This is a genomic window from Paenibacillus sp. sgz302190 (assembly GCF_059820445.1).
This window is the reverse complement of record NZ_JBZYAO010000010.1, coordinates 9,976-31,188: the sequence shown is the minus strand read 5'-3', so window position 1 is coordinate 31,188 and position 21,213 is coordinate 9,976. Positions and strand designations below refer to the sequence as shown.

Genomic DNA, 21,213 nt, shown 5'->3' with positions numbered 1-21,213 from the left:
TGTTATGGATTATTTAATTTTATTTTGTAGAGTAATGTTATTTATTCTCTTCTTTAGCACATTGTTAGACAAAGTAATAAAGTTTAATGATCATGTTAAATATATAACACAATATCGAATTGTTCCATATGGCTTTGAAAAGATATTTGCGTATGTTGACATTGTAATACAAGCGCTAATCTGTACGTTTTTATTTTTTGGTTTTTATTTTCAGATTACATCGATATTAATAATTTGCATGCTGTTAGTTTATTCGATGGCAATAATCATTAATCTACTTAGAGGTAACAAAGCAAAGTGCGGGTGCGGTGGAATTGCAGGCAATCATGAATTATCTTGGTATCTCGTACTTAGAAATATAATATATGCGCTCTTACCGATAGTAATATTGTTAAATTCTTCGCCTGTAATATTTGTATACGGAAATTATTTTGAACCCAAAAATATTATTGCTTTAATCTATATTATCTTGTTGTGCATTTTAATTTCAATATTTATCCAAATACTAAATGAATTTTCTAGTGTGAAACAAAAAATAAAGATAATCGAATATAAGAGCTAAAGGAGTTTCTAAAAATATGAATAATGTATTAATTATAATAAACGTAATTTTATTGGTGCTATTTTTATTAGTTATTTTTACATTTTACCGATTGTTAAAGATTGTTGGTACCTTTGTGAATAAAGTTGATGCATTAAGCGTAGAAAAAAAACAATATACTTTTCAAAATGATCCGCAGGTTGGATTCGTAAATAAGAATATCGAAGATTTTCTTCCGATTGAACACATTCAAAATAAACTTCCAGTCAATAAAATAAGTGATAACGAATTGACAATCTTTGTTTTTGATTCACAATGCGGTTCATGCGGTAATCTGCTTGACCAAGCAATAACAAATAAGATTAATTTTTCGGCAGAAGATGTTGAGAATAAAATCGTAGCACTTATCAATGAGGATGAAAGTCATGCACTTGAGAAGTACATTAATAAAACAAACGAATTAAAGGTTCCGTTAGTTGTATCTGATTCACTAATTGCTCCATTTAAAATGACCCCGAAGCCATACGCAATTTCAATAAAAAATGGAGTAGTTACTAAGGAAGGTGCGAAATTAGCTTTTGACTTAACACAACCACAAGCTGTTTAGAATTAGTTGTCCGGATTTTTAACAATTATGGTATAATATTATAAAACCCGAAATATTCATAACGAATTTATTGAGTTGGGATATATGTATAAATAAGTATAAGATGGTATTTTATTTAAAATAGTAGACGGCAAGCGTGGAGGTGCACATTGCATCTTGTTATAAAATAGATGATATGTATAATAACGGGCGTGAAAAGGGCGATGAAAACCCGATTGCTCCTCTGCTCCTCAGTTGCTTTTTTTTCAATAGGAGTATTCCACCCTGAACCTCATTCCAGTTGGAGCATGCGTCCGATCTGATCTAAAATATGCTGGAACGCCTTCTTATACACATAGGAACTGCAAGATTTTAGAAACTAGCGGCAGTTTCGGCGGAGTCGGACATAACGAACATATAGGTCCAAAATCTCCAACGTTTCAACGAGCAATAATTTTCAAAAGAACCTCGTTCCCACATTTTCGGAACGAGGTTCTTTTTTACAATAAATTCAATTTTTCAAATTCAGCCAAATGAATGGAGAACAACGAAAAAACATTTAAAAGTGGTTGATCAGAAAGCAACTTCTGTTCAACCACTTTTCCTGCTAGGGTTTAAATTATTGTTCTAGCTAGTGCAACTATGCACTTAAAACTAAGAAGATGAATACAAGTGGCATGCAACCAGATGATTAGGCTCCACTTCTCTCACTTCAGGCATCGAAGCAGCACATTCCGGCATTGCCTTCGGACAACGGGTTCGGAACGGACAACCGCTAGGCGGAAAGATAGGACTAGGAACATCTCCCTGTAAAATAATCCGTTCCCGCGAATGCGACAAATCCGGGTCAGGAATCGGAACAGCCGACAACAAGGCTTGTGTATAGGGATGAAGCGGTTTGCGATGCAGTTCTTGCGATGCTGCCGTTTCAACCATTTTTCCCAAGTACATGACTCCGATTCGATCTGAAATATGCTTCACCATTGCCAAATCATGCGCAATAAAAAGATAAGTCAAATTGCGTTCTTTTTGAAGTCGCTCGAACAAATTTACCACTTGTGCTTGAATTGAAACATCGAGCGCTGAAATCGGCTCATCAGCAACGATAAATTCAGGCTCAATAGCCAATGCGCGGGCGATTCCGATGCGTTGTCTCTGTCCGCCTGAAAATTCATGTGGATATCGATTAGCATGTTCCACATTCAATCCTACTGTATTCAGAAGTTCATGAACGCGTTCTTTTCGTTCCTTACCCCGAGCGATTTCGTGGATATCGATACCTTCAGCAATAATATCTCCTACAGTCATACGTGGATTCAAAGAAGCATATGGATCTTGAAAGACCATCTGCATCTTTTTGTGAAATTCCTGAGAGTCTTTTTTCTTCAATTTATGAACATTCTTTCCATTAAACAAAACCTCTCCGTCCGTAGAATCGTAGAGGCGAATGATCGTTCGTCCCAGCGTAGATTTTCCGCAGCCCGACTCTCCGACAAGCCCGAAAGTCTCTCCGCGCTTAATTGAAAAGGAAACGCCATCTACAGCTTTAAGGATTGCCCCTCTGCCTAAATGAAAATGCCTTTTCAAGTTTCGAACTTCCAGTATATGATCTGTCATCTCAACGTCCCTCCACTTCTACCGGGCGCACTACTTTTGGAGCCATGGAATTCGTCAGCCAGCAGGCAGTTGTGTGTCCATCCGCGATCACAGTATGTTCGGCATCCTGTTCCAAACATACCCGCATCGCGTATGGACAGCGTGCAGCAAATGCACAGCCTTTAGGCGGCGCGAATAAGTCCGGCGGCGTTCCGTTGATTGGTATTAATTCAGAATCAGAATCGTCGTCAAGCCGCGGGACGGAACGAAGCAGCCCCCAAGTGTAAGGATGCTGAGGATTATAGAAAACATCCCTGATGGAACCTTGTTCAACCACTTTTCCTGCGTACATAACAACCACTCTCTGTGCGATATCTGCCACAACGCCCAAATCATGAGTAATCATAATTATTGAAGTGCCCATTTTTTGTTGAAGATCTTTCATCAGATCGATAATTTGCGCTTGTATGGTTACGTCAAGTGCAGTGGTAGGCTCATCGGCAATCAGCAGCTCCGGATTGGAAGACAAGGCAATCGCAATCATAACACGCTGGCGCATCCCTCCGCTTAAATGATGAGGATATTGCTTAATCCGCGTCTCTGGACTCGGAATTCCTACCAGACCCAGAATCTCAATAGCCCGTTCCTTCGCTTTCTCCTTTGAAATACCTTGTTGCTTTATCAAGCCTTCCATAATCTGCTTGCCGATCGTTTTCGTCGGATTTAAGGAAGTCATCGGATCCTGAAAAATCATTCCCATCTTCGAACCGCGTACTTTCTCCATCTCTTTATCACTTAGCTTTGCTATATCCGTCTTACCGCCAAATAAAATTCGCCCGTTCTTGATCCTTCCAGGCGGAGTTGGAATTAGCCGCATAATCGTTTGCGCTGTTACGGATTTGCCACAACCGGATTCCCCTACGATGGCCAAAACTTCACCTTTACCCAGAACGAAATTAACTCCGCGAACAGCTTGCACCTCGCCTGCATACGTATCAAAAGAGACTTCGAGATTGTTGACTTCCAAAATAACGTTATTCATGAAATCTCCCTCCTTTACTTTCGCATTTTAGGATCCAAAGCATCGCGTAAACCATCGCCAAATAAATTGAATGCCAACATCGTCATCGAAATCATAAAAGCAGGAAAAAACAGTTGGTAAACATGACCTTGAATCAGGCTCCCCAGCGCGTCATTAGCCAGAGTTCCCCAGCTTGCTTTTGGCACAGGAACACCAAGTCCCAAGAAACTGAGAAAAGCTTCAGAAAAAATAGCTCCGGGAATTGTAAATGTAATATTTACGATAATAACACCTAACGTATTCGGAACCAAATGCTTAAATAATAGACGATTGCTGTTGGCACCTAGAGTTTTAGCTGCAAGCACATATTCCTGCTCCTTCAACTGAAGAATTTGCCCCCGAACCAATCTGGCCATGCTCATCCATCCTAATGCACCCAGAGCCACAATAATCGTAAATAAGCCCTGTCCCATAACAACCATCAACATGATTACAACCAACAAAGTGGGTATCGCATAAAGCACTTCTACAATACGCATCATCACATTGTCTGTATTTCCTCCCTTAAACCCGGCAATACCTCCATAAATCACACCAATGACCAGATCAATGAGAGCCGCCATTATGGCGATAAATAAGGAATAACGAGCTCCATACCAAACGCGCACAAATAAATCCCTTCCAAGATCATCAGTTCCAAACCAATGCAGCAAGGAAGGCCCTTTATTTGCATCCGCAAAACTTTGATCCGAAAAAGAAAATGGCCTAATCATCGGACCTATAACTGCCATGATCATAAACAGTAAGATAATAGCCAATCCAGCCATAGCGATTTTATTTTTCTTCAGACGCCGCCATGCATCTTGCCAGTATGTCATACTGGGGCGCACGATTAACTCCGTATCTTTTTGATCCCCAACCGGTTGAAATAAATCCGGATGCAGTTGTTTCGACATCAGCGCCCCCTCCTTCCCGCTAATTTAATTCGAGGATCGACTAACGAGTATATAACGTCAGTGATAAACATAATCACAACCAAAACAATTCCGTATACAACCGTAGTTCCAAGAATCAACGGATAATCGCGATTTCCTATGCTTTGTACAGCCAGTTTGCCCGCTCCAGGGATAGAAAATATTTGTTCTACAACAAAAGTTCCTGTCAGAAGACCGGCGGCAATAGGTCCAAGAATTGTAATTACAGGCATAATTGCATTTCGAACAGTATGAGAAGCAACAGTCTGATATTTCGACAAACCTTTTGATTTTGCTGTTTTAATGTAATCTTGTCCTAACACTTCCAACATGTTGGACCGCATCAACCTGGCAATTTGGGCCATTGGACCAACACCAAGAGCTATCGTAGGAAGGATTGTATACTCCCAGGACTTCCAAGTGGCAACAGGAAGCCATTTAAGTTCTATAGCAAATACTTGAATGAGTAGGGTAGCTACCACGAAACTGGGAACTGCCGTACCTAAAACAGCAAAAATAGAAGCTGTATAATCTGGCCATTTATTATGATTTAACGCGGCTATAGTGCCAAGAAGCGTCCCACCGATCAAAGCCACAATCAAAGCCTGCAAACCGAGTTGGAATGACACAGGCAATGTGTCCGCCAACATATCGTTTACAGTACGAGTATTCGATTTATAAGAGGGACCCAGATCCCCGGAAAGTAAAGATTTTACGTAACGCAAATATTGCTGAAACACGGGTTCATCCAGATGGTAGTACTTGTTTAAATTGTCAAGAACCGCGGGAGGAACAGGTTTTTCACTTGTAAAGGGACCTCCTGGTACAAGATGCATAAGAATAAATGTAAGTGTAACGATTACCCAAATGGTCAGAAGAGCATTAACGCCCCTTTTGATCATAAATTGAAGCATACACCTTCCCCCTTCCTCAAAAGTCCATTTAAATTAGCAAGTAGAGGTACGCCAGCATAACTCCGGCATACCTCTACCAGAAAGATACATTAGATTTCTCTTTACAGTAAGGGACGTTACTTTGTTGTTACGTAACGGAAGATTGAGTCACGGTTCGCCGGAGTGTAAACACCTTGTATATCCTTTTTAACCGCATCAGCTGATGTATAGTAATAAACTGGCGCAATTGGCATTTCATCCATTAATATTTTCTCCGCATCACGGAATTCTTGCATACGTTTTTTTGGATCTTGCTCGACTTGTGCTTGTTTGATTAATGCGTCGTATTGAGCATTGCTCCAACCGGTTTCATTATTGTCTCCGCCAGTTACAAACATCCCCAAGAAGGTCATTGGATCAAGGTAATCACCAACCCAACCTGCCCGTGCAACTTGATAGTCAAGCTTGTGCACCTGATCCAAATAAACTTTCCATTCGGAGTTTTTCAATTCAACTTCAACATTCAGATTCTTTTTCCACATTTCTTGAACAGCTTCAGCAATTTTTTTGTGCCCTTCGTTGGTATTGTAGCTGATCCCTATTTTGGGTAGTGCTGTGAGATTCAGTTCTTTCAGACCTTGATCCAGAAGCTGTTTCGCTTGTGCGTTGTCTTCTTTAAAGTAATCTTGAATGCCTTCGCGGAAGTCTTTACCGCCATCAACAAGAATACCTGGAGATACGATGCCAAACGCTGGTTTTTGGCCCGTTTTCAATATATTGTCGATGATTGGCTGGCGGTTAATAGCCATCGCAAAAGCTTTACGAACATTTACATTATTGAAAGGAGGCTTAGTTGTGTTAAAACGGTAAAAGTAAGTGGACAACTTGGGCTTTACATTCAACTCCCCGCTATTTTTAGCAACTTCGACAGCTGCTGGAGGCACTGCACGATAAAAATTCAGATCGCCGTTGGTATACATTTGCCAAGCTGTATTGTCGTCAGAAATGTTGTTCCAGACAATTTTATCGACTGTAATTTTGGCTTTGTCATAATAATTGTCATTTTTCACGGCGACAAGCACTTTATCTTTTGACCACTCTGTTACTTTGAAAGGACCGTTGCCAACATACGTACTAGCTTCGGCGGCCCACTTCGGGTTCGCTTCCACTACTTTTTTATTAACGGGGTAATAAGTATAGAAGGAAAGCAATTGTGTAAAGTAAGGAGTCGGCGAAGCTAACGTAATAACCAACGTTTTATCATCCTTAGCTGTGACCCCAACCGCATCACGAAGCTTTTTCATTTCGTCAGCGCTTACTTTCTTGGAATCCGCTCCATTATATTCTCTTCCGCCTTTAAGATAATCAGCAATTTGGTACGCATATTCAGAAGCCGTAGCCGGATCAAGCACGCGTTTCCATGCAAATTCAAAATCCCCAGCGGTAACAGGGTCTCCATTTGACCATTTCAAATTATCTTTCAGCGTGACTGTATAAGTTAAACCGTCCGCACTGACCTGAACATCTTTAGCTTGCCCCAGTTTTAAACCGTCTTTATCTTGAAAGTATAATCCTTCCATAACATGATCCAATACCCAACTGGAAGCACTGTCTTTTGCAATACCAGGATCGATAGTCGGGATCTCACCATTAATGTAAGTATTAATTACGGCTTCTTTCGCTTTGGTTGTACTATTTGTTCCCGAACTGCTGTCCGTAGCGCTCTTGTCCCCCGTCGTTGTACATCCAGTAATCAAGCTGCCTGCCAGTGTAAGAACCAATGCTGTTGTAACCCACTTCTTCGATTTCATAAAACTCCTCCTTTAAAAATATGTATATCTATTTATGGTCAGGTGTATGTTGTCAAATAAATTTACGTTAACCTAACACCGAAAACCCAAGATACAATGAAAACCTTTTAAATACGTAATATAATCTAACATATATCTCTGGTAAAAAAATTTACTATATAATACGTGAGAAATTATAACATATTACGCCATAATGTCCAGCCTTAATTCACCAGTGTCAAATTAATGTCTAAAAAAAGATCTTCATGGATTTTAATTATACAACCAACGGTTAATAAAATCTACACGAAAATCATTGTTATTTTCTACAATTCTCAAATAAATATTACAAAAAGGCCCTGTACTATCAGAAATCGCTTTTTCTGCTATCATTCATAACTTTGTCGATGGCGTAAGCGAGTTCCCGGTAAATTTCCGGCTCCAGCTGCCTTAATTGCGTTTTCACAAACATTTCTCCTTGCGAGGACGACACGTATTTCGGGGGAATGCGGTTCAGTGTGATCGCCATAATATCGGCCAACTTTTGCTCCTCACAACCTCTTAACAGTTCCTGATGCTGCTGCAAATCCCTCAAGCATTGCCATACAAGTTCTTCCATCAAGTTACGTACCATGTCATCCATCTCCTCATTGATGTAATCGTATTATGTAGAGTATATATAGGTCTTTCCTATATTCAGAAGAAAAAGAACGATGTACAAGGCCGATAGTCCGAGAAAACCCATTCTCCAAACGATCCTGCCCACTTTCAAAAGTTCGGATTTCCCTTTCACCCGCGTCTGATAGCCGCCGATCGTGCCGAATGCAATCAGCAGAACGAGCAAAATCAGCCAGAAACCGAACGAAGTCTGGAACAGTTGGTTCCACATGACGGACACGGATCCGATCAGAAACAATGTCGTTATATCCATAGCCAGCCTTGTCGTCATCTTTTTGTCTTTCATAAAAAAATACACGGCAAACCAGACGGCGATAAACGTCACAAACGGGGCAATAGCGAGAATAGCGTATAATTTTGTCAGTACACCAGCAATAACATCCACGAACGGATCACCTTCTTATTCAAGGGCTTTTATGAAGCGATAAACGGTTTGGTGAGCGGCAAGCTCCATCTTTGCCTCCCGGGCCATCCCAAGCAAACTCCCATTCATGCTGTCGATTTCCGTCCGTCGGGCGTTCATAAGATCCTGAAGCATGGAGGAATGATTGTCCGCTGTCGCCTCGCATACTTGAAGCAGCGTCCCCCACAAATCTTCGGATACGGGTATGCCTTTGGCCGAAGCCAATCCGGCCGCTTCTTGATAAAGCTCGCGCATAAGCTGCCTCGTCCATTCCGATTCCAGCAATTCGCCGTTGCGCACGCGCAGTATCGCCGTAAGCGGATTAATGACACAATTAATAATCAGCTTGTTCCAAACCCGCGTATCCATGTCTTTCGACACCTGCGCGTCAAATCCTGCCTTTCTTAGCGTGTCGGCCAATAAAATTTGTCTAAATTTCTCAGGTCCTTTGTTTTCCTCGCTGCCTCCGGCATTTCCGATGTATGTAACCCCATGGCCGGTATGGTTGACTTTATGCAGGCCGTCCCTTTTGGCAGCTTCCGTCGTCACCGCAAGCAGCACGCGATCCGCGCCTAGCGCCTGCTCCAGCTTTTCCGCATGGCCGATCCCGTTTTGAAAACAAACGGCAACCGTATGCCGTGACATCTTCGCTGACATGTAAGAAAGCAAGCTTTCTTCAATGGCGGATTGCTTGACCATCAGAAAAATAAAATCGTACGGCGCATCCCCGCCCGTAGAAAGCCGATGTTCTTCAAAAGCTGCGAATCGGACCGCGGGCGAAAATGCCGCAGCGGGCCGGCAGTCGAGCACGATACCTTCCCGTTGCAGCGCCAGAGCTTGCGCCTCTGTCCTCGCCGTTACCGTCATGCTGTCGCAAACTTCCGCTAGCTTGGCCGCATACAAGAGCCCCAGCGAACCCGCTCCAATGATCATGATGTGCATGTAGCCCGCCCCCTCTTTACTTGGATACGCTCCTCATTATAGCACGAAAGCCCCGCAAGCGAGGCGTTGGCCTGCTCCGGAGCTTCTCGATTGACTATGCTTTTATAGGTACTGAGATCCTGTCAGTCTACTCTTTCCAAGTTGCCGTTGGCGTCCATCTTGAACCGCGGCTTTCCTTCTTCTTCCTCTTCCACGAGGAACGCCATTTTCCTGGCGCGGTCCATGATCTGGATCAGCGCCTTGTAATCGTCATTGACAACCCGGTAGTCGGTCTCCACTTCGTTGACCTGCTTGTTCAGCTTGTCGTTTTCCCGGCCCAGCCGGTCGAGTTCTTCCTCTTTGTCCTGCAATTCTTTTTCCAGGTTTTTAATATGCCTGTTCATATCCTGATAGGTGCTTCTCCATTGTCTGAGGAAGCGGATGACCGCATCGATCGATAGCGTTTCTTCGGAAATCGCCTCCGCTTTGCCTCCAGGCAGTTCCTGGGTGTCAAGCAGAGCCACGGATGAGCTTGAAATGCTGACTGCAGCATGTTTTTTCAGTTGTGTGCGTTTTTGCCGCTGGGCTTTCGCAATTTGAATGGCGGCCTCATATTTCTTTCTGACGAAACTGTTCCAACGAAAACCGCATGCAGCAGCCGTACGGCCGATCCGCTCCCCCACTTCTTCAAAAGCGGACAACTGAGTGCTCCCTTCACGAATATGACGCAGCGTCACCTCCGCTAAAATTAAATCGTCTTCGTCGCTCCAAGCGTCTTGTCTAATTGCTGACATAAGGTCAATCCTCCTAACGTATTTGTGCAAATGCATCTAAATATAGAGAGAATCAATTCGCAAGAGAAGGTATAAATTGATTCGTGCCATTATTACTATTTCTATGCCCATAGTAGAGTTCATAGAATCTATTTGATACTAAATGGTATTGCCATTTTTTTTACGGCTCATACATCGGATTCGGACAAAAAGCCATACTAATGATGCAAGACGAAATGTTTTTAATTTCTTCGCGCTTGGAGGTTTACACTCGTCTAAGCAAAAGGTATAATGTGATGTAGTAAAAGTGCATCGCGGCATGAGAGGGGGATAAAACGTAAATGGATCGCATGTTTCGGGTTTTAGGATTTTGGACGCTTGTCATCGCATTGATGAGTTTAGCGGGAGATATGATTCCGATGTCTCTGCTTTTCTTTTTCCAAACGGCCGTTTTCGTGATTCTGGGCTATATGCGCTTATCAGAACGCACCTACATACTGCTGTTTTGGGGATATATGATCATCTCCTTCAGCGGATTTACGTATTGGTCTTTCTTCAGAATGTCCGTGTAAAATTCAAAAAGGTGATCCGAATGACATCATTCGGGTCACCTTTTTTTATGCGCTGTCATTACCTTGAACAGCTCGCTCATTTGATCGCTGAGCAGCAGCTGGCGGATGGCGCGATTCTTCCTTGCAACCTCGCTGAACGGATTCGGGTCGTGATGCTCCTGCAGCTTGTGCAAAATGCCCTGCTCCACAAGAAACTCCCGCTGCGTCCGCAGCGTACAGCCGGTAAACCCCGCTCGCGCCGCCGCATCCAGGCACAAGCTGAAATTGACATGAGCTGTCATGTCCTGCCGCCCCTGAAATTGAAACGGATCGTCCGCAGCCTGATGCTGCCGGTAGCACATCAACGTGCCGCGCTGCCGGTGCGCCCCGTAGATTTCCTCTTCCCGATCGCCATAATCGATGACCATGACGCCTCCGCTCCGAACGCGCTTCGCTACCGCGTGCAGCCAGTCCTCCGCGGCGAAATTCACTTCCCCGATTTGTCCGTCCAGCCATTGAACTTTTAGCCCGGTCATATAGTCTAATAATCGTTTGGATGCTGCAGGATGCCAGACTTCCCGGAAAGATCGATCCGGCTCGTCCCACGCCACGTACGCCTCCTCGTACCGCCCTTCCCGGTACCTTACCCGGTGAACCGGAAATGCGTCGAGCAGCTCATTGGCGAGCACAAAAATCCCGTCGACCGGAGGAGCGGCAAGCCAGTCCGCATCCGCAACAAAACGGACGACAGCCTCGTGCGGCTTTAAGGTCTCAGCCTGCAACCGCCGATGATATCCGCTGGATTCGATCATCGTATAGCTGAGACGGGCGTACAAAGACGGTGCTGCCAGCCGCAGCTCATTTAAAAGATGAAGAGCAAGCCGGCCGCTGCCCCCTCCCCATTCTACGATGGAAACCGGCTCCGTTTCCCGTACGGTCTCGGCCGCCAGGCGAACGATGAACGCGGCCACCATCTCGCCCATTGCGGTGCCGATCAAAGAGCTGGTGTAGAAATCGCCGTCTTTCCCGATTTTGACAGTCTCGCTGCGGTAATATCCTCCGGGCTCGTGGTATAAACATATATCCATATAATCGCGAAACGGAATCGCCCGCTTCTCGTGCCGCCGGATAGCGGCTATCAGCGCTTGAACGACTTCCGGGTGACCAAGCTGCACATTCACAAAGATTGCCTCCTGAAATTCGCTGCAAATTGCAAGCGTTTTTTGCAATTGTTTACATACAGACAAACCGGGTATAAACCATTATAATGAAGAAGGACTTATGGAAGGAGAGACTGGAATACATGTTTAAAAAATGGATGACATTAACGGTGATCACCTCGGTCGGCCTCGTTTCGTTAACAGCTTGTACGGATAACACCAAGATCAAAGAAACAGTGGAAACATCGTTAACCAAGCAGCAGGAAATGAAATCGTATTCGTTTGACGGCAGCGCAGCTCTGCAAATCAGCGACGCGCTGATAAGCTCTCCGAATCCTCTTACGAACGGAATTCTCGGCGTATTCCGGGAAAGCACCATTGAGTGGAAAGGCGCCAGCAGCCTCGATCCGCTGCAGTTCGAGACCGATTTGAAAATTACCCCCAAAGGGACTACGTCTCCGATTGCAATACCTATTCTTATTAAAGATAACAAATTGTATTTCAATATACCAGCTATCAATAAAACGGCTGACGAATATTATGCCGTCGATTTGCAGCAGCTTAGCCAAAACAGCGCGGCACCGCTGAAGCTTGATAATTTGAAAAACACATCGCAATTGACCGCGGCGCTAAGCAGCATCATTTTCCAGGGCACCGATCCCAAATGGTATAAAGAGGCCAAAGAACCTGTCAAGCTGAAAGACGGTTCGAACGCCAAATCGATCAGCATCGACCTGACCGCGAAAAACGAAAAAGAATTGAACGCCATGCTGCAAGCCAAACTGCCGGATTTCGTCGGCACGCTGCAAAATAACGGCCTGCTCGCCGCAGACAAAGCGGAACAGCTCAAAAAATCGCTGACCGGCGTCCAACTGAAAGCCCCTGGCACGCTGAGCGTCGCGATCGACGATCAAGGTTTCATCCGCGACCAGTCGATGGACATTATTTTCACGGTAACTGCGGCTGACGGCAAATCGTCGGAGAACAAATTGACGCTCCACCAAACCTATGACGGGATCAATCAAGCCCCTGCCTTCACCAAGCAAGTTCCAGCCCAGGTTAAAGACTTTAATGACGTCCTTAAGCTGATAGTCAAAACAAAAAAATAGCTTTCCTTACATGCTTGCTCCTTTCGCCGGGGGCAAGTATTTTTTTGTGCTTCATTTAATAGAAATATGATAATCTGTACATAGGGGGAGAAACGTCTGAATGAAATACAGGAACCGAATCATGCTCGTCGTTTTATCGGCAATGCTCATCTGGAATACGGCCGCGCCCATCCGTTCGGTATTGGCTGAAGAGGCAGGCGCTGCACACGATAATACGAAAGAGCTGCTGCAAAAAGGGCTGACGATATACGAAATCGACCGGGAACTCGCCAGACTGAACGAGCAGGACGCCAAGCTCGCCGACCAAATCCGGCTTAACGAGCAGGATATCGTTCGGCAAAACGACAGCGTTCAAGAAACGAGAAAGCATGCCGGCAAAGTGCTCAGAGCCTATTACACCGGAGACCGCGATACGATTTGGACGCTTCTGTTCACCGTTACTTCGGTCAGCGATGCGATCCGAATGTTGGAATACATACAAATGATACTTGTGAACGACCACAAAGCGCTGGCCAGCTTTACCGAATCGTTCGCCAAGCTCAAGCAATTGCGGGCGGATCTCGATACGTCCCGCAGCGATTTGCAGAAAACGAAAGACAATTGGCTGCAGCAGCGGCAGCGGCTCGTCACGCTCCAGGAAGAACTGGACAAACAGCTTGCAGTGACGGCCCAGGCGGCGGTCGTTCAGCAGCAGATCAAGTCGTTGAACGATCAATGGAAAGAAGAAGGCCTGCCTGTGTTTCGCGAATACTTGAAGCAGTTGTCCGCCGCTTTCCTTGAATTTCCCCAGTTTATTACGCAAAGCGGCGCCGACAATAAATATTTGGATTTGTCTTCCTTCAGCAACCCGCTGATCACGATCAGCGACCGCGATTTCAACGACTATTTGCACCGGACTAACGAGCAGTTGAAAAATCTCGACTTCACCTTTCAGAACGACGGCATTGTCGCCTCGGGGAAAAAAGACGATCTCGCCTTCAAGCTGCAAGGCAAATTCGCCTTAATTGAAGGAACGGACATGAACGAAGTCCGGTTCCTGATCGACCGTATCGAATTCAACGGCTTCGAGCTGCCGGATACGACGATCGCGGACATGATGAAAGAATTCAAGCTAGGCTTCATCCCGAAAAAGATGGTCAGCTACCTCGATGTCGTGAGCGTAGAAACAAAAGACGGGAAGGCTGTCGTCAAACTCAAGCTATCCTTTACAAAGTGAACGGATGGGCTGCGTCGAAAACCTGCAACAATCAGATTGATAATAAAGTGATGGGATAGAGGAACCTGAGGGGGGCAGCCGTGGTGCAAGCGTTCTTCCCCAATCCACTCCTCTCCTGAGCAAGTTACAGCGCTGAAGTGGGAGGACACAAGCCGGCTGGACAGGGAGAAAACCTGCGAAAGTGCAGGTTTTTTCTGCGAAATTAGTTTGTTTTGGCGAAAAACCTGCAAAAGTACAGGAATTTTCGCTGAAAGTGAATCGGAGTCCATGTATTCGATGAAAAGCCTGCACAATTGCAGGAATTCTTCGTGGCCAGTGGTTAAGGACACAAATTCATGTATTTTTGCAGGTTTTTTCGTGCAGCCAGGCAGATTGTGGCTATCGCCTATGACGCGGCAGTTTTTTGGGCAGCCTGACTTTTGAGGTTTTTCGTGCAGCTTGGCAGATTGTGCGATCGGCCCTGGCGTGTGGGTTTATGGGCAGCCCCATGCCCATGTGTTCATCGTTCGTTATTTTCAGGTTAGTACGGCATTCCAGCCGCTGCGCAGGCTCAAGCCCGCTCTAAGCGGGGAATATCTATGCAATCGCGGGCTTTCCACGCAACGAACCGATGCCACGCAAACAAGCCCTTATCCGCAGATACGGATAAGGGCTTGTTTGCGTTTCTCGTTATAGCAGGTCCGCCGCCAGTTGGGCCAAGTGCGAACGTTCACCTCGTTCCAGCGTGATGTGGCCGCTGATCCCCTCTTGCTTGAATCGCTCGACCACATAAGTGAGGCCGTTGCTGGATGCGTCCAAATAAGGATGGTCGATTTGCTCGGGGTCGCCCAGCAGCACGATTTTGCTGTTCTCGCCGACACGCGAGACGATCGTCTTCACTTCATGCTTCGATAAGTTCTGAGCTTCGTCGATGATAATGAATTGTCCCGGGATGGAGCGCCCGCGGATGTACGTCAAGGCCTCCACCTGTATGCTGCCCAGCCCTGCCAATATTTTATCGATATCGCCCGTTTTTTTCGTATCGAACAAAAACTCCAGATTATCATAGATCGGCTGCATCCAGGGGCGCAGCTTCTCGTCTTTTTCACCGGGCAAATATCCGATATCTTTGCCCATCGGAACGACGGGGCGGGCGATCAGCAGCTTTTTGTACTTGCGCTCGTCTTCGATTTTCATAAGCCCCGCGGCAAGCGTCAGCAGCGTTTTGCCAGTGCCCGCTTTGCCGGTCAAGGTCACCAGCGGGATCTCGTCGTTTAAAAGCAATTCCAGCGCCATGCGCTGCTGGGCGTTGCGCGCCGCGATTCCCCATACGGGCTCGTTGCTCATATAAAGCGGCTCCAGCTTTTTGCCTTCGGCATTGACTTTTAACAAAGCGGATTTCGACGTTCCAAGTTCATCTCTTAAAATAACAAATTCATGAGGATGCAGCGAATACCCGAGATTCAGCGAATGGAGGTTCAAAAAGCGGTACGTATAAAATTCGTCTATGATCGACGGATGCACATGCAGCGTCACATATCCCGTATACATATCAGTCTGGGAGACAATGCGGTCGGTCAAATAATCTTGAGCCGTCAGCCCGAGAACGTCCGCTTTAATTCGCACCAGAGTGTCTTTGCTGACAATCACGACAGGCTTCGGATCGTCGTTCTCCTGTTCTTCCAGATGATAGTTGAGCGCAACCGCAAGAATCCGGTTATCGTTGGTGAGCTCGGCGAACGTTTCCTGAAGCTTGGCAAAGCTGCGGTGATTCAGCTCCACCTTGATGCTGCCGCCGCTTTCCAGCGTGACTCCATCGGATAATGTACCTTTGACGCGCAGACCGTCAAGCAGACGGGATACATGTCTGGCATTTCGCCCAATCTCATCGGCGTTCCGTTTCTTCGAATCGATCTCTTCCAACACCACGGCGGGTATGACTACTTCATTATCGTCGAAAGCAAATAAAGAATTAGGGTCCTGAAGCAGTACATTGGTATCCAACACGTAAATTTTTTTCATATGTGTGTCCCCTCCCGGATTTGGCGTTAGATCTTTTGCTGTAGGAATGCAATTTTTGATTCGCTGGAATCAAATTCATTCCTTGTGCCAGATGCCATGCTATCTGATGCATACATACAAAATAGCTGTGCAGGACAAACTAAACGCAAGATTCAAGGAAAAGAAAGGATCGATGCTGGTGAAACGAATTTGTCTGATAGTGCCGCTGCTTTTCCTTGCTGCCGGCTGCAGCCAAGCGCCGAAAAGTGGTGCTGCCCCCTCTCCAAATGCAAATCAGGATCAAATTAAAGTGCAACAAATCGCTCCGCAAAAACTGGAAATTAAAAATCCTCAGCAAGTCGCAGAGCGTTTGGAGAACCTGGCGGTAAGCGTTCCGCAAGTGGAAAGTGCCCATTGTGTTGTATTCGGCAACACGGCTGTCGTAGGAATCAATGTAAAAAAAGATATGGACAGATCCAAAGTCGGAACCGTGAAGTATTCCGTCGCAGAAGCGCTGCGCAAAGACCCGTACGGCGTCAATGCCATCGTTACCGCGGATATGGACCTCGATCAGCGCTTGCGCAACATTCGCGATAATATTAGGGCTGGAAGGCCTGTCACAGGCTTCGCCGAGCAGATGGCCGATATCGTCGGCCGGATTATGCCGCAGATCCCCCGCGATCTTAGAGATGTCCCAAGCACCCCCGTACCGAACGATGCGAATCAGGTAGGAAGACCTAACCTGTAGCCCGATAACCGGATAAACTTGGAAAAGACGAGAAAAAGCCTGACAGCGTAAGCATGTCTAGGCTTTTTTTATCGCATGAAAAACTTGTCCGTCCAGCTCAATCGCTGCACGTCGGTTGAATGCACAGAACACGGCGGTCCGAGCCGACTTGATGTCTGTCTCGGCACAAGCCGGATTGTCGCTTGGCAAGGCTGAAAACAATTGCTCCGGTAAAGTTGTAATTGGTTCGGCCATGATGTTTGCGCCTCCTACAAGGTAGTAGCATACTAGCCTTACAATTTCAGTATATCACAAGCAAGAGCACGTGTTCCACTTTTATGTATCCATTTTTCAATCCATGCGAACACTCCTTCGGCCTGCGGCAGGATATACCCTATTGTATCGTCCGGAAGGCAAAGTTATGTCGGTGTCGCAAGTTATTGATTATATTTAGGATTTGAGTTGATGTCTTCCAGCAGCTTTTCCGCCGCCTCCCGGTCGAAGGATACACTCCTGCTTACTCCTTCCTGCTCATAAGCGATGATGACCTTGATGGCGTCTTCACCTTCGATCTGCATCCCTGTTACCGCGTGATCCTCCCGCAATAGAACGGCGAAGAAATCGAGCGTTTCCGCCGCCGCCCGATCTTCCGTCCGCGCTTCCGCGACAATATGCATCTGCAGCCAATTAAACAGCGCATCCTGAAGTTTCACTCATCTACCATCCTCTCTCAGCAAAATGACCTCATACCCGTTCTCCAGCCATTCCAGCCATTGGCGCTTCCACAGCAGCTGCCGGTCGGAAAGTCCGCCTGCGCCGCCCTTCAGTTCCCTTACCAAATCTCTCGATGCCTCGGGAGCAAGCAGACGATCCAAAAAAGCTTCCGCGCAATGGGATATATGCAAGGGATTGCCGTCGAACGCCAGCACGCCAGGAGCGGCCAGATCCGCCTCGACAAGCTCGGAGCCGCACAGCTCTTCGTCATCGCTCAGCAGCAGACTGGCTTTGAACATCGGCAAAAGCCGCGGATGGAGCGCATGCGCCTCCTCCCGCAAAGCGTCAACCTCGCCCGGCGGTTCGCAGCACAGACGATCAGCCCCGAAAGTTACAGGTTCCCTACAAATAATAGGAGTTAACCAATAGCGGTTCATCAACCAATCCCCCTCCCTTATTGGGAAGACCTTTTACCGGTTCTTTTTTCAACAAAATAGCGCACCCGGACCAGGAACATGAGAAATACGGCCACAGCCAGACTGGGCACGATCGGCAATCCCGCGACCTGGAAAAAGAGCAGCATGATCGAGCCGATCGCAATCAGCACGTAGATGATGAGCGTCTTCAAAACCGGCAGCTTGCGCGCGCGGAACACTTTATTATACACATACGACATAAACACAAAAATCAACAAATATGTAATCAGGATATGATCGCCAAACCACCCAGTCAACACAAGTCTCACCTCCATGAAAGCGAATTCTCACAAGCATACGAAAAATATAGGGAAAGGGAAATGACAGCTCAAGAAAGTAACTCTGCTGCATTTCCCTTTTTTTCCTTTTATTTATTATACGCCTGCTTCGGACATTTTGCGGTGTTTTTCAGCGCGTTCGCGCTCGCTTTTATTCAAAATCTTTTTGCGCAGACGAACGGATTTCGGCGTAATTTCACAGTACTCGTCATCGTTCAAGTACTCCAGCGCCTGCTCCAGGGAATAGATGCGGGGAGTTTTCATTTTCACCGTTTCTTCCTTGTTCGCCGAACGGATGTTGTTGACCGCTTTTTCCTTGCAAATGTTGACGATGATGTCGTTGTCGCGAGTATGCTCGCCCACGATCATGCCCTCGTACACTTCCGTCTGCGGGTGAACGAACAGCACGCCGCGGTCTTCGACGGAAAGAATGCCGTACAGCGTGGACACTCCCGTTTCGCTGGATACGAGCACGCCTTCGTGACGGCCGCCGACGCCTGCGCCCAGGTAAGGACCGTAGCTGTCAAACGCGTGATTCATAATTCCGTAGCCGCGTGTCAGCGTCAGGAAGTACGTTCTGTATCCGATCAAGCCCCGTGCAGGAATCAGGAACTCCAAGCGCACGTTGCCGTTGCCGTTGTTGATCATATTGACCATTTCCGCTTTGCGGGTTCCGAGGCTTTCCATAACCGCGCCCATGCTGTCCTCGGGAACGTCAATGATCAAGCGCTCGATCGGCTCCATTTTTTGCCCGTCGATTTCGCGGATGATGACTTCCGGCTTGGACACCTGCATCTCGAAACCTTCGCGGCGCATATTCTCGATCAGGATGCCGAGGTGAAGCTCGCCGCGCCCGGAGACGATGAAAGCATCAGGGCTGTCCGTGTCCTCCACGCGCAAGCTGACGTCGGTTTCCAGCTCTTTGTACAGACGCTCGCGCAGCTTGCGGGACGTTACCCATTTGCCTTCGCGGCCGGCAAACGGGCTGTTGTTCACGAGGAACGTCATCTGCAGCGTCGGCTCGTCGATTTTCAGCACCGGCAGTGCTTCCGGATTCGCCGGATCGGCAACCGTTTCGCCGATGTTGATTTCTTTAATCCCGGCAATCGCGATGATATCGCCTGCGCCGGCTTCTTCGATTTCAATCCGTTTCAAGCCGGAGAAACCGAACAATTTCTCGATTCTCGCCTGTTTTGTAGCGCCTTCGCGGGTAATAACCGCAACCGGTTGCCCTTGGCGGATTTTGCCGCGGTTAACCCGGCCGACCCCGATGCGTCCCAAATACTCGTTGTAATCCATCAGCGTAACGAGGAACTGCAGCGGTTGATCCACGTCTTCCGTAGGCGCAGGAATATGCTGAACGACCGTTTCATAGATCGCTTCCATGTTCGCATCCTGCTTATCCGGGTCAAGGCTGGATGTGCCTTGAAGCGCGGAGGCGTACACGACATGGAAATCCAACTGCTCATCCGTCGCTCCAAGCTCAATGAACAAATCGAGCACTTCGTCGACGACTTCCGCCGGACGCGCATTCGGGCGGTCGATTTTGTTGACGACGACGACCGGCGACAGGTTTTGCTCCAGCGCCTTGCGCAGTACGAACTTCGTTTGCGGCATCGTGCCTTCGAAAGCGTCGACTACGAGCAGAACGCCGTCGACCATTTTCATAATCCGTTCAACCTCGCCGCCGAAGTCGGCGTGTCCCGGGGTGTCCACGATATTAATCAAATAGTCTTTATAATTAATCGCCGTATTTTTGGCCAAAATCGTAATGCCGCGCTCTCTCTCCAAATCGTTGGAGTCCATGGCTCTTTCCTGAACGGCCTCGTTATCGCGGAACGTTCCAGACTGCTGCAGCAGCTTGTCGACGAGCGTAGTTTTGCCGTGGTCAACGTGCGCGATAATCGCGATATTGCGAATCTTGTCTCTAGCGTGCATGAATTATTCAAACCCTCTCTACCCTATGATTTTCGTCTCTGATCATAAAAGAAGCGTCGGACGAAAGCGCCGACGCTTGACATTTAACATTATTATATGCAAAAAAGCGACATTATGCAAGGATTTTGCACTTTATTTTATTGTAAACGGACATTTCCCCGCTTTGCAGGCCCATCCCCGCTACCATATTCTCGGCTTGCGCATCATGATCAGCACACCGCCTACGATGAGCAGCAGGGCAACGACGTAGATGCCGAGCTTGAACAATAAAGCAAGGACGAAGAAAACGGCGGATGCGACGCCCAAAATCAGCGCGGCGGTCATGACCCCGCGGTCGCTGCCCCGGTCAAACAAATGCAGCTCGTATAGACCGACGGCCACGCCGAAAATAAAGCCGGGCCACAAGTAGCTCATCGAGCCCCAGCCAAAAATGTTGCAGTAAAAAAACATGAGCGAATACGTCGTCAATATGCCGCCCGGCAGCAGAACCCCGGCCGGAAGCATGCGGTTAAAATACAAAGCGTGAAACAACAGCCCCGGAATAAGCAGCGCCAGCGGCCATAAATAAGCAAAGACAAAGTGAAAGACCCCTAATTTCCCAAGCAGCAAAACGATCGCAACCCCGATCAGCAGCACACCGATGGAGTAGCTGTTTCTAGCCATAAGGCTTCCCTCCCCAATTCGCCGAAAGTGAGCGCCCGTTCGACACTCATCTGCAAATAGTGTATCTCACTTGCGGAAAAAACGCCAGAAGGCGCGGCGTTTACTTGCGGTTGCGCCGTTTCGCTTCCAGCAAACGGCTCATCGCATCCGGCGGCGGCGGGGCCTCGGACGCCGCCGGGGGCGCTGGCGGAGCGGCGGCCGCGGGCCGCTCCGATTCGGGGGCGG

General features: G+C 47.2%; 23 protein-coding genes. 6 read left to right on the top strand and 17 right to left on the bottom strand.

The genetic code is table 11. From position 1 onward, the window contains the following. Positions 1 to 4 precede the first annotated feature (4 nt). Entirely contained in the window at positions 5 to 562 is a 558-nt protein-coding gene (locus AC6RNO_RS13365) for a MauE/DoxX family redox-associated membrane protein (RefSeq protein ID WP_497105734.1), read from the top strand. A gap of 16 nt (positions 563 to 578) precedes the next feature. After that, the gene (locus tag AC6RNO_RS13360; RefSeq protein WP_497105733.1) at positions 579 to 1,148 is read left to right on the top strand and encodes a hypothetical protein; all 570 of its coding nucleotides are present in this window, start codon (positions 579 to 581) and stop codon (positions 1,146 to 1,148) included. A gap of 633 nt (positions 1,149 to 1,781) precedes the next feature. Here AC6RNO_RS13360 and AC6RNO_RS13355 read toward each other — a convergent pair. The 9 genes from AC6RNO_RS13355 to AC6RNO_RS13315 all read right to left on the bottom strand — a co-directional run bounded on the left by AC6RNO_RS13355 (position 1,782) and on the right by AC6RNO_RS13315 (position 10,197). Further along, on the bottom strand, positions 1,782 to 2,744 hold the full coding sequence (locus tag AC6RNO_RS13355) for an oligopeptide/dipeptide ABC transporter ATP-binding protein (protein WP_497105732.1): 963 nt from the start codon (positions 2,742 to 2,744) through the stop codon (positions 1,782 to 1,784). A 1-nt stretch (position 2,745) separates the two neighbouring features. Further along, complete coding sequence (locus AC6RNO_RS13350) at positions 2,746 to 3,765, bottom strand: oligopeptide/dipeptide ABC transporter ATP-binding protein (RefSeq protein WP_497105731.1); 1,020 nt, start codon at positions 3,763 to 3,765, stop codon at positions 2,746 to 2,748. Positions 3,766 to 3,779: 14 nt separating this feature from the next. Beyond that, positions 3,780 to 4,700, bottom strand: coding sequence for an ABC transporter permease subunit (locus AC6RNO_RS13345; RefSeq protein ID WP_497105730.1), 921 nt, complete (start codon positions 4,698 to 4,700; stop codon positions 3,780 to 3,782). Then, positions 4,700 to 5,632 (bottom strand): ABC transporter permease subunit, encoded by a 933-nt coding sequence (locus AC6RNO_RS13340; RefSeq protein ID WP_497105729.1) that lies wholly within the window; start codon positions 5,630 to 5,632, stop codon positions 4,700 to 4,702. Before AC6RNO_RS13340 ends, AC6RNO_RS13345 begins: the two co-directional genes overlap by 1 nt. Positions 5,633 to 5,748: 116 nt before the next feature. Next, positions 5,749 to 7,422 (bottom strand): ABC transporter substrate-binding protein, encoded by a 1,674-nt coding sequence (locus tag AC6RNO_RS13335; RefSeq protein ID WP_497105728.1) that lies wholly within the window; start codon positions 7,420 to 7,422, stop codon positions 5,749 to 5,751. A 346-nt stretch (positions 7,423 to 7,768) separates the two neighbouring features. Further along, positions 7,769 to 8,035, bottom strand: a complete 267-nt coding sequence (locus AC6RNO_RS13330; RefSeq protein ID WP_474684451.1) for a late competence development ComFB family protein — start codon at positions 8,033 to 8,035, stop codon at positions 7,769 to 7,771. 30 nt (positions 8,036 to 8,065) lie between these two features. Further along, entirely contained in the window at positions 8,066 to 8,464 is a 399-nt protein-coding gene (locus tag AC6RNO_RS13325; RefSeq protein WP_474684452.1) for a DUF3397 domain-containing protein, read from the bottom strand. A 15-nt stretch (positions 8,465 to 8,479) separates the two neighbouring features. Further along, positions 8,480 to 9,424, bottom strand: coding sequence for a 2-dehydropantoate 2-reductase (locus AC6RNO_RS13320; protein ID WP_497105727.1), 945 nt, complete (start codon positions 9,422 to 9,424; stop codon positions 8,480 to 8,482). Positions 9,425 to 9,546: 122 nt separating this feature from the next. Continuing rightward, complete coding sequence (locus tag AC6RNO_RS13315) at positions 9,547 to 10,197, bottom strand: RsfA family transcriptional regulator (protein ID WP_474684454.1); 651 nt, start codon at positions 10,195 to 10,197, stop codon at positions 9,547 to 9,549. A 320-nt stretch (positions 10,198 to 10,517) separates the two neighbouring features. Between AC6RNO_RS13315 and AC6RNO_RS13310 the strand changes: the two genes are divergently transcribed. Continuing rightward, positions 10,518 to 10,748 carry a DUF2626 domain-containing protein gene (locus AC6RNO_RS13310; protein ID WP_474684455.1) on the top strand — a complete coding sequence of 77 codons (231 nt, stop codon included), beginning with the start codon at positions 10,518 to 10,520 and terminating at the stop codon, positions 10,746 to 10,748. A 35-nt stretch (positions 10,749 to 10,783) separates the two neighbouring features. On the opposite strand, the gene AC6RNO_RS13305 is transcribed toward AC6RNO_RS13310, so the two are convergent. Then, positions 10,784 to 11,908 carry an SAM-dependent methyltransferase gene (locus tag AC6RNO_RS13305; RefSeq protein ID WP_497105726.1) on the bottom strand — a complete coding sequence of 375 codons (1,125 nt, stop codon included), beginning with the start codon at positions 11,906 to 11,908 and terminating at the stop codon, positions 10,784 to 10,786. Between the two features lie 122 nt (positions 11,909 to 12,030). Here AC6RNO_RS13305 and AC6RNO_RS13300 point away from each other — a divergent pair, with 122 nt between their 5' ends. Together AC6RNO_RS13300 and AC6RNO_RS13295 are read left to right on the top strand one after the other, a co-directional pair. Continuing rightward, positions 12,031 to 12,996: a hypothetical protein gene (locus AC6RNO_RS13300; protein ID WP_497105725.1), complete on the top strand. Its 966-nt coding sequence runs from the start codon at positions 12,031 to 12,033 to the stop codon at positions 12,994 to 12,996. 100 nt (positions 12,997 to 13,096) lie between these two features. Then, positions 13,097 to 14,212 (top strand): hypothetical protein, encoded by a 1,116-nt coding sequence (locus AC6RNO_RS13295; protein WP_497105724.1) that lies wholly within the window; start codon positions 13,097 to 13,099, stop codon positions 14,210 to 14,212. Between the two features lie 669 nt (positions 14,213 to 14,881). On the opposite strand, the gene AC6RNO_RS13290 is transcribed toward AC6RNO_RS13295, so the two are convergent. Further along, positions 14,882 to 16,213, bottom strand: coding sequence for a PhoH family protein (locus tag AC6RNO_RS13290; RefSeq protein ID WP_474684459.1), 1,332 nt, complete (start codon positions 16,211 to 16,213; stop codon positions 14,882 to 14,884). A gap of 172 nt (positions 16,214 to 16,385) precedes the next feature. On the opposite strand from AC6RNO_RS13290, the gene AC6RNO_RS13285 reads away from it, so the two are divergent. Further along, on the top strand, positions 16,386 to 16,940 hold the full coding sequence (locus tag AC6RNO_RS13285; protein ID WP_474684460.1) for a YhcN/YlaJ family sporulation lipoprotein: 555 nt from the start codon (positions 16,386 to 16,388) through the stop codon (positions 16,938 to 16,940). A gap of 57 nt (positions 16,941 to 16,997) precedes the next feature. Here AC6RNO_RS13285 and AC6RNO_RS13280 read toward each other — a convergent pair whose 3' ends face one another. The 6 genes from AC6RNO_RS13280 to AC6RNO_RS13255 form a co-directional block, all read right to left on the bottom strand. Next, the gene (locus AC6RNO_RS13280; protein WP_497105723.1) at positions 16,998 to 17,174 is read right to left on the bottom strand and encodes a hypothetical protein; all 177 of its coding nucleotides are present in this window, start codon (positions 17,172 to 17,174) and stop codon (positions 16,998 to 17,000) included. A gap of 182 nt (positions 17,175 to 17,356) precedes the next feature. After that, positions 17,357 to 17,632 carry a hypothetical protein gene (locus tag AC6RNO_RS13275; RefSeq protein WP_488435477.1) on the bottom strand — a complete coding sequence of 92 codons (276 nt, stop codon included), beginning with the start codon at positions 17,630 to 17,632 and terminating at the stop codon, positions 17,357 to 17,359. Further along, positions 17,633 to 18,070, bottom strand: a complete 438-nt coding sequence (locus AC6RNO_RS13270; RefSeq protein WP_497105722.1) for a hypothetical protein — start codon at positions 18,068 to 18,070, stop codon at positions 17,633 to 17,635. A gap of 17 nt (positions 18,071 to 18,087) precedes the next feature. Then, entirely contained in the window at positions 18,088 to 18,366 is a 279-nt protein-coding gene (locus AC6RNO_RS13265) for a YlaH-like family protein (RefSeq protein ID WP_474684516.1), read from the bottom strand. 117 nt (positions 18,367 to 18,483) lie between these two features. Next, the gene (gene typA / locus AC6RNO_RS13260; protein WP_497105721.1) at positions 18,484 to 20,325 is read right to left on the bottom strand and encodes a translational GTPase TypA; all 1,842 of its coding nucleotides are present in this window, start codon (positions 20,323 to 20,325) and stop codon (positions 18,484 to 18,486) included. Positions 20,326 to 20,505: 180 nt separating this feature from the next. After that, entirely contained in the window at positions 20,506 to 20,988 is a 483-nt protein-coding gene (locus AC6RNO_RS13255; protein ID WP_497105720.1) for a hypothetical protein, read from the bottom strand. Positions 20,989 to 21,213 lie beyond the last annotated feature (225 nt).

Excerpts from the sequence above, each read along its gene's own strand:
- AC6RNO_RS13295 (WP_497105724.1), top strand. The coding sequence starts at position 13,097 with ATGAAATACAGGAACCGAATCATGCTCGTCGTTTTATCGGCAATGCTC.
- AC6RNO_RS13285 (WP_474684460.1), top strand. The coding sequence starts at position 16,386 with ATGCTGGTGAAACGAATTTGTCTGATAGTGCCGCTGCTTTTCCTTGCT.
- AC6RNO_RS13355 (WP_497105732.1), bottom strand. The coding sequence starts at position 2,744 with ATGACAGATCATATACTGGAAGTTCGAAACTTGAAAAGGCATTTTCAT.
- AC6RNO_RS13340 (WP_497105729.1), bottom strand. The coding sequence starts at position 5,632 with ATGCTTCAATTTATGATCAAAAGGGGCGTTAATGCTCTTCTGACCATT.
- typA (WP_497105721.1), bottom strand. The coding sequence starts at position 20,325 with ATGCACGCTAGAGACAAGATTCGCAATATCGCGATTATCGCGCACGTT.
- AC6RNO_RS13310 (WP_474684455.1), top strand. The coding sequence starts at position 10,518 with ATGGATCGCATGTTTCGGGTTTTAGGATTTTGGACGCTTGTCATCGCA.
- AC6RNO_RS13335 (WP_497105728.1), bottom strand. The coding sequence starts at position 7,422 with ATGAAATCGAAGAAGTGGGTTACAACAGCATTGGTTCTTACACTGGCA.
- AC6RNO_RS13300 (WP_497105725.1), top strand. The coding sequence starts at position 12,031 with ATGTTTAAAAAATGGATGACATTAACGGTGATCACCTCGGTCGGCCTC.
- AC6RNO_RS13315 (WP_474684454.1), bottom strand. The coding sequence starts at position 10,197 with ATGTCAGCAATTAGACAAGACGCTTGGAGCGACGAAGACGATTTAATT.
- AC6RNO_RS13330 (WP_474684451.1), bottom strand. The coding sequence starts at position 8,035 with ATGGTACGTAACTTGATGGAAGAACTTGTATGGCAATGCTTGAGGGAT.
- AC6RNO_RS13350 (WP_497105731.1), bottom strand. The coding sequence starts at position 3,765 with ATGAATAACGTTATTTTGGAAGTCAACAATCTCGAAGTCTCTTTTGAT.
- AC6RNO_RS13290 (WP_474684459.1), bottom strand. The coding sequence starts at position 16,213 with ATGAAAAAAATTTACGTGTTGGATACCAATGTACTGCTTCAGGACCCT.
- AC6RNO_RS13270 (WP_497105722.1), bottom strand. The coding sequence starts at position 18,070 with ATGAACCGCTATTGGTTAACTCCTATTATTTGTAGGGAACCTGTAACT.
- AC6RNO_RS13360 (WP_497105733.1), top strand. The coding sequence starts at position 579 with ATGAATAATGTATTAATTATAATAAACGTAATTTTATTGGTGCTATTT.
- AC6RNO_RS13280 (WP_497105723.1), bottom strand. The coding sequence starts at position 17,174 with ATGGCCGAACCAATTACAACTTTACCGGAGCAATTGTTTTCAGCCTTG.
- AC6RNO_RS13320 (WP_497105727.1), bottom strand. The coding sequence starts at position 9,424 with ATGCACATCATGATCATTGGAGCGGGTTCGCTGGGGCTCTTGTATGCG.
- AC6RNO_RS13345 (WP_497105730.1), bottom strand. The coding sequence starts at position 4,700 with ATGTCGAAACAACTGCATCCGGATTTATTTCAACCGGTTGGGGATCAA.
- AC6RNO_RS13255 (WP_497105720.1), bottom strand. The coding sequence starts at position 20,988 with ATGGCTAGAAACAGCTACTCCATCGGTGTGCTGCTGATCGGGGTTGCG.
- AC6RNO_RS13365 (WP_497105734.1), top strand. The coding sequence starts at position 5 with ATGGATTATTTAATTTTATTTTGTAGAGTAATGTTATTTATTCTCTTC.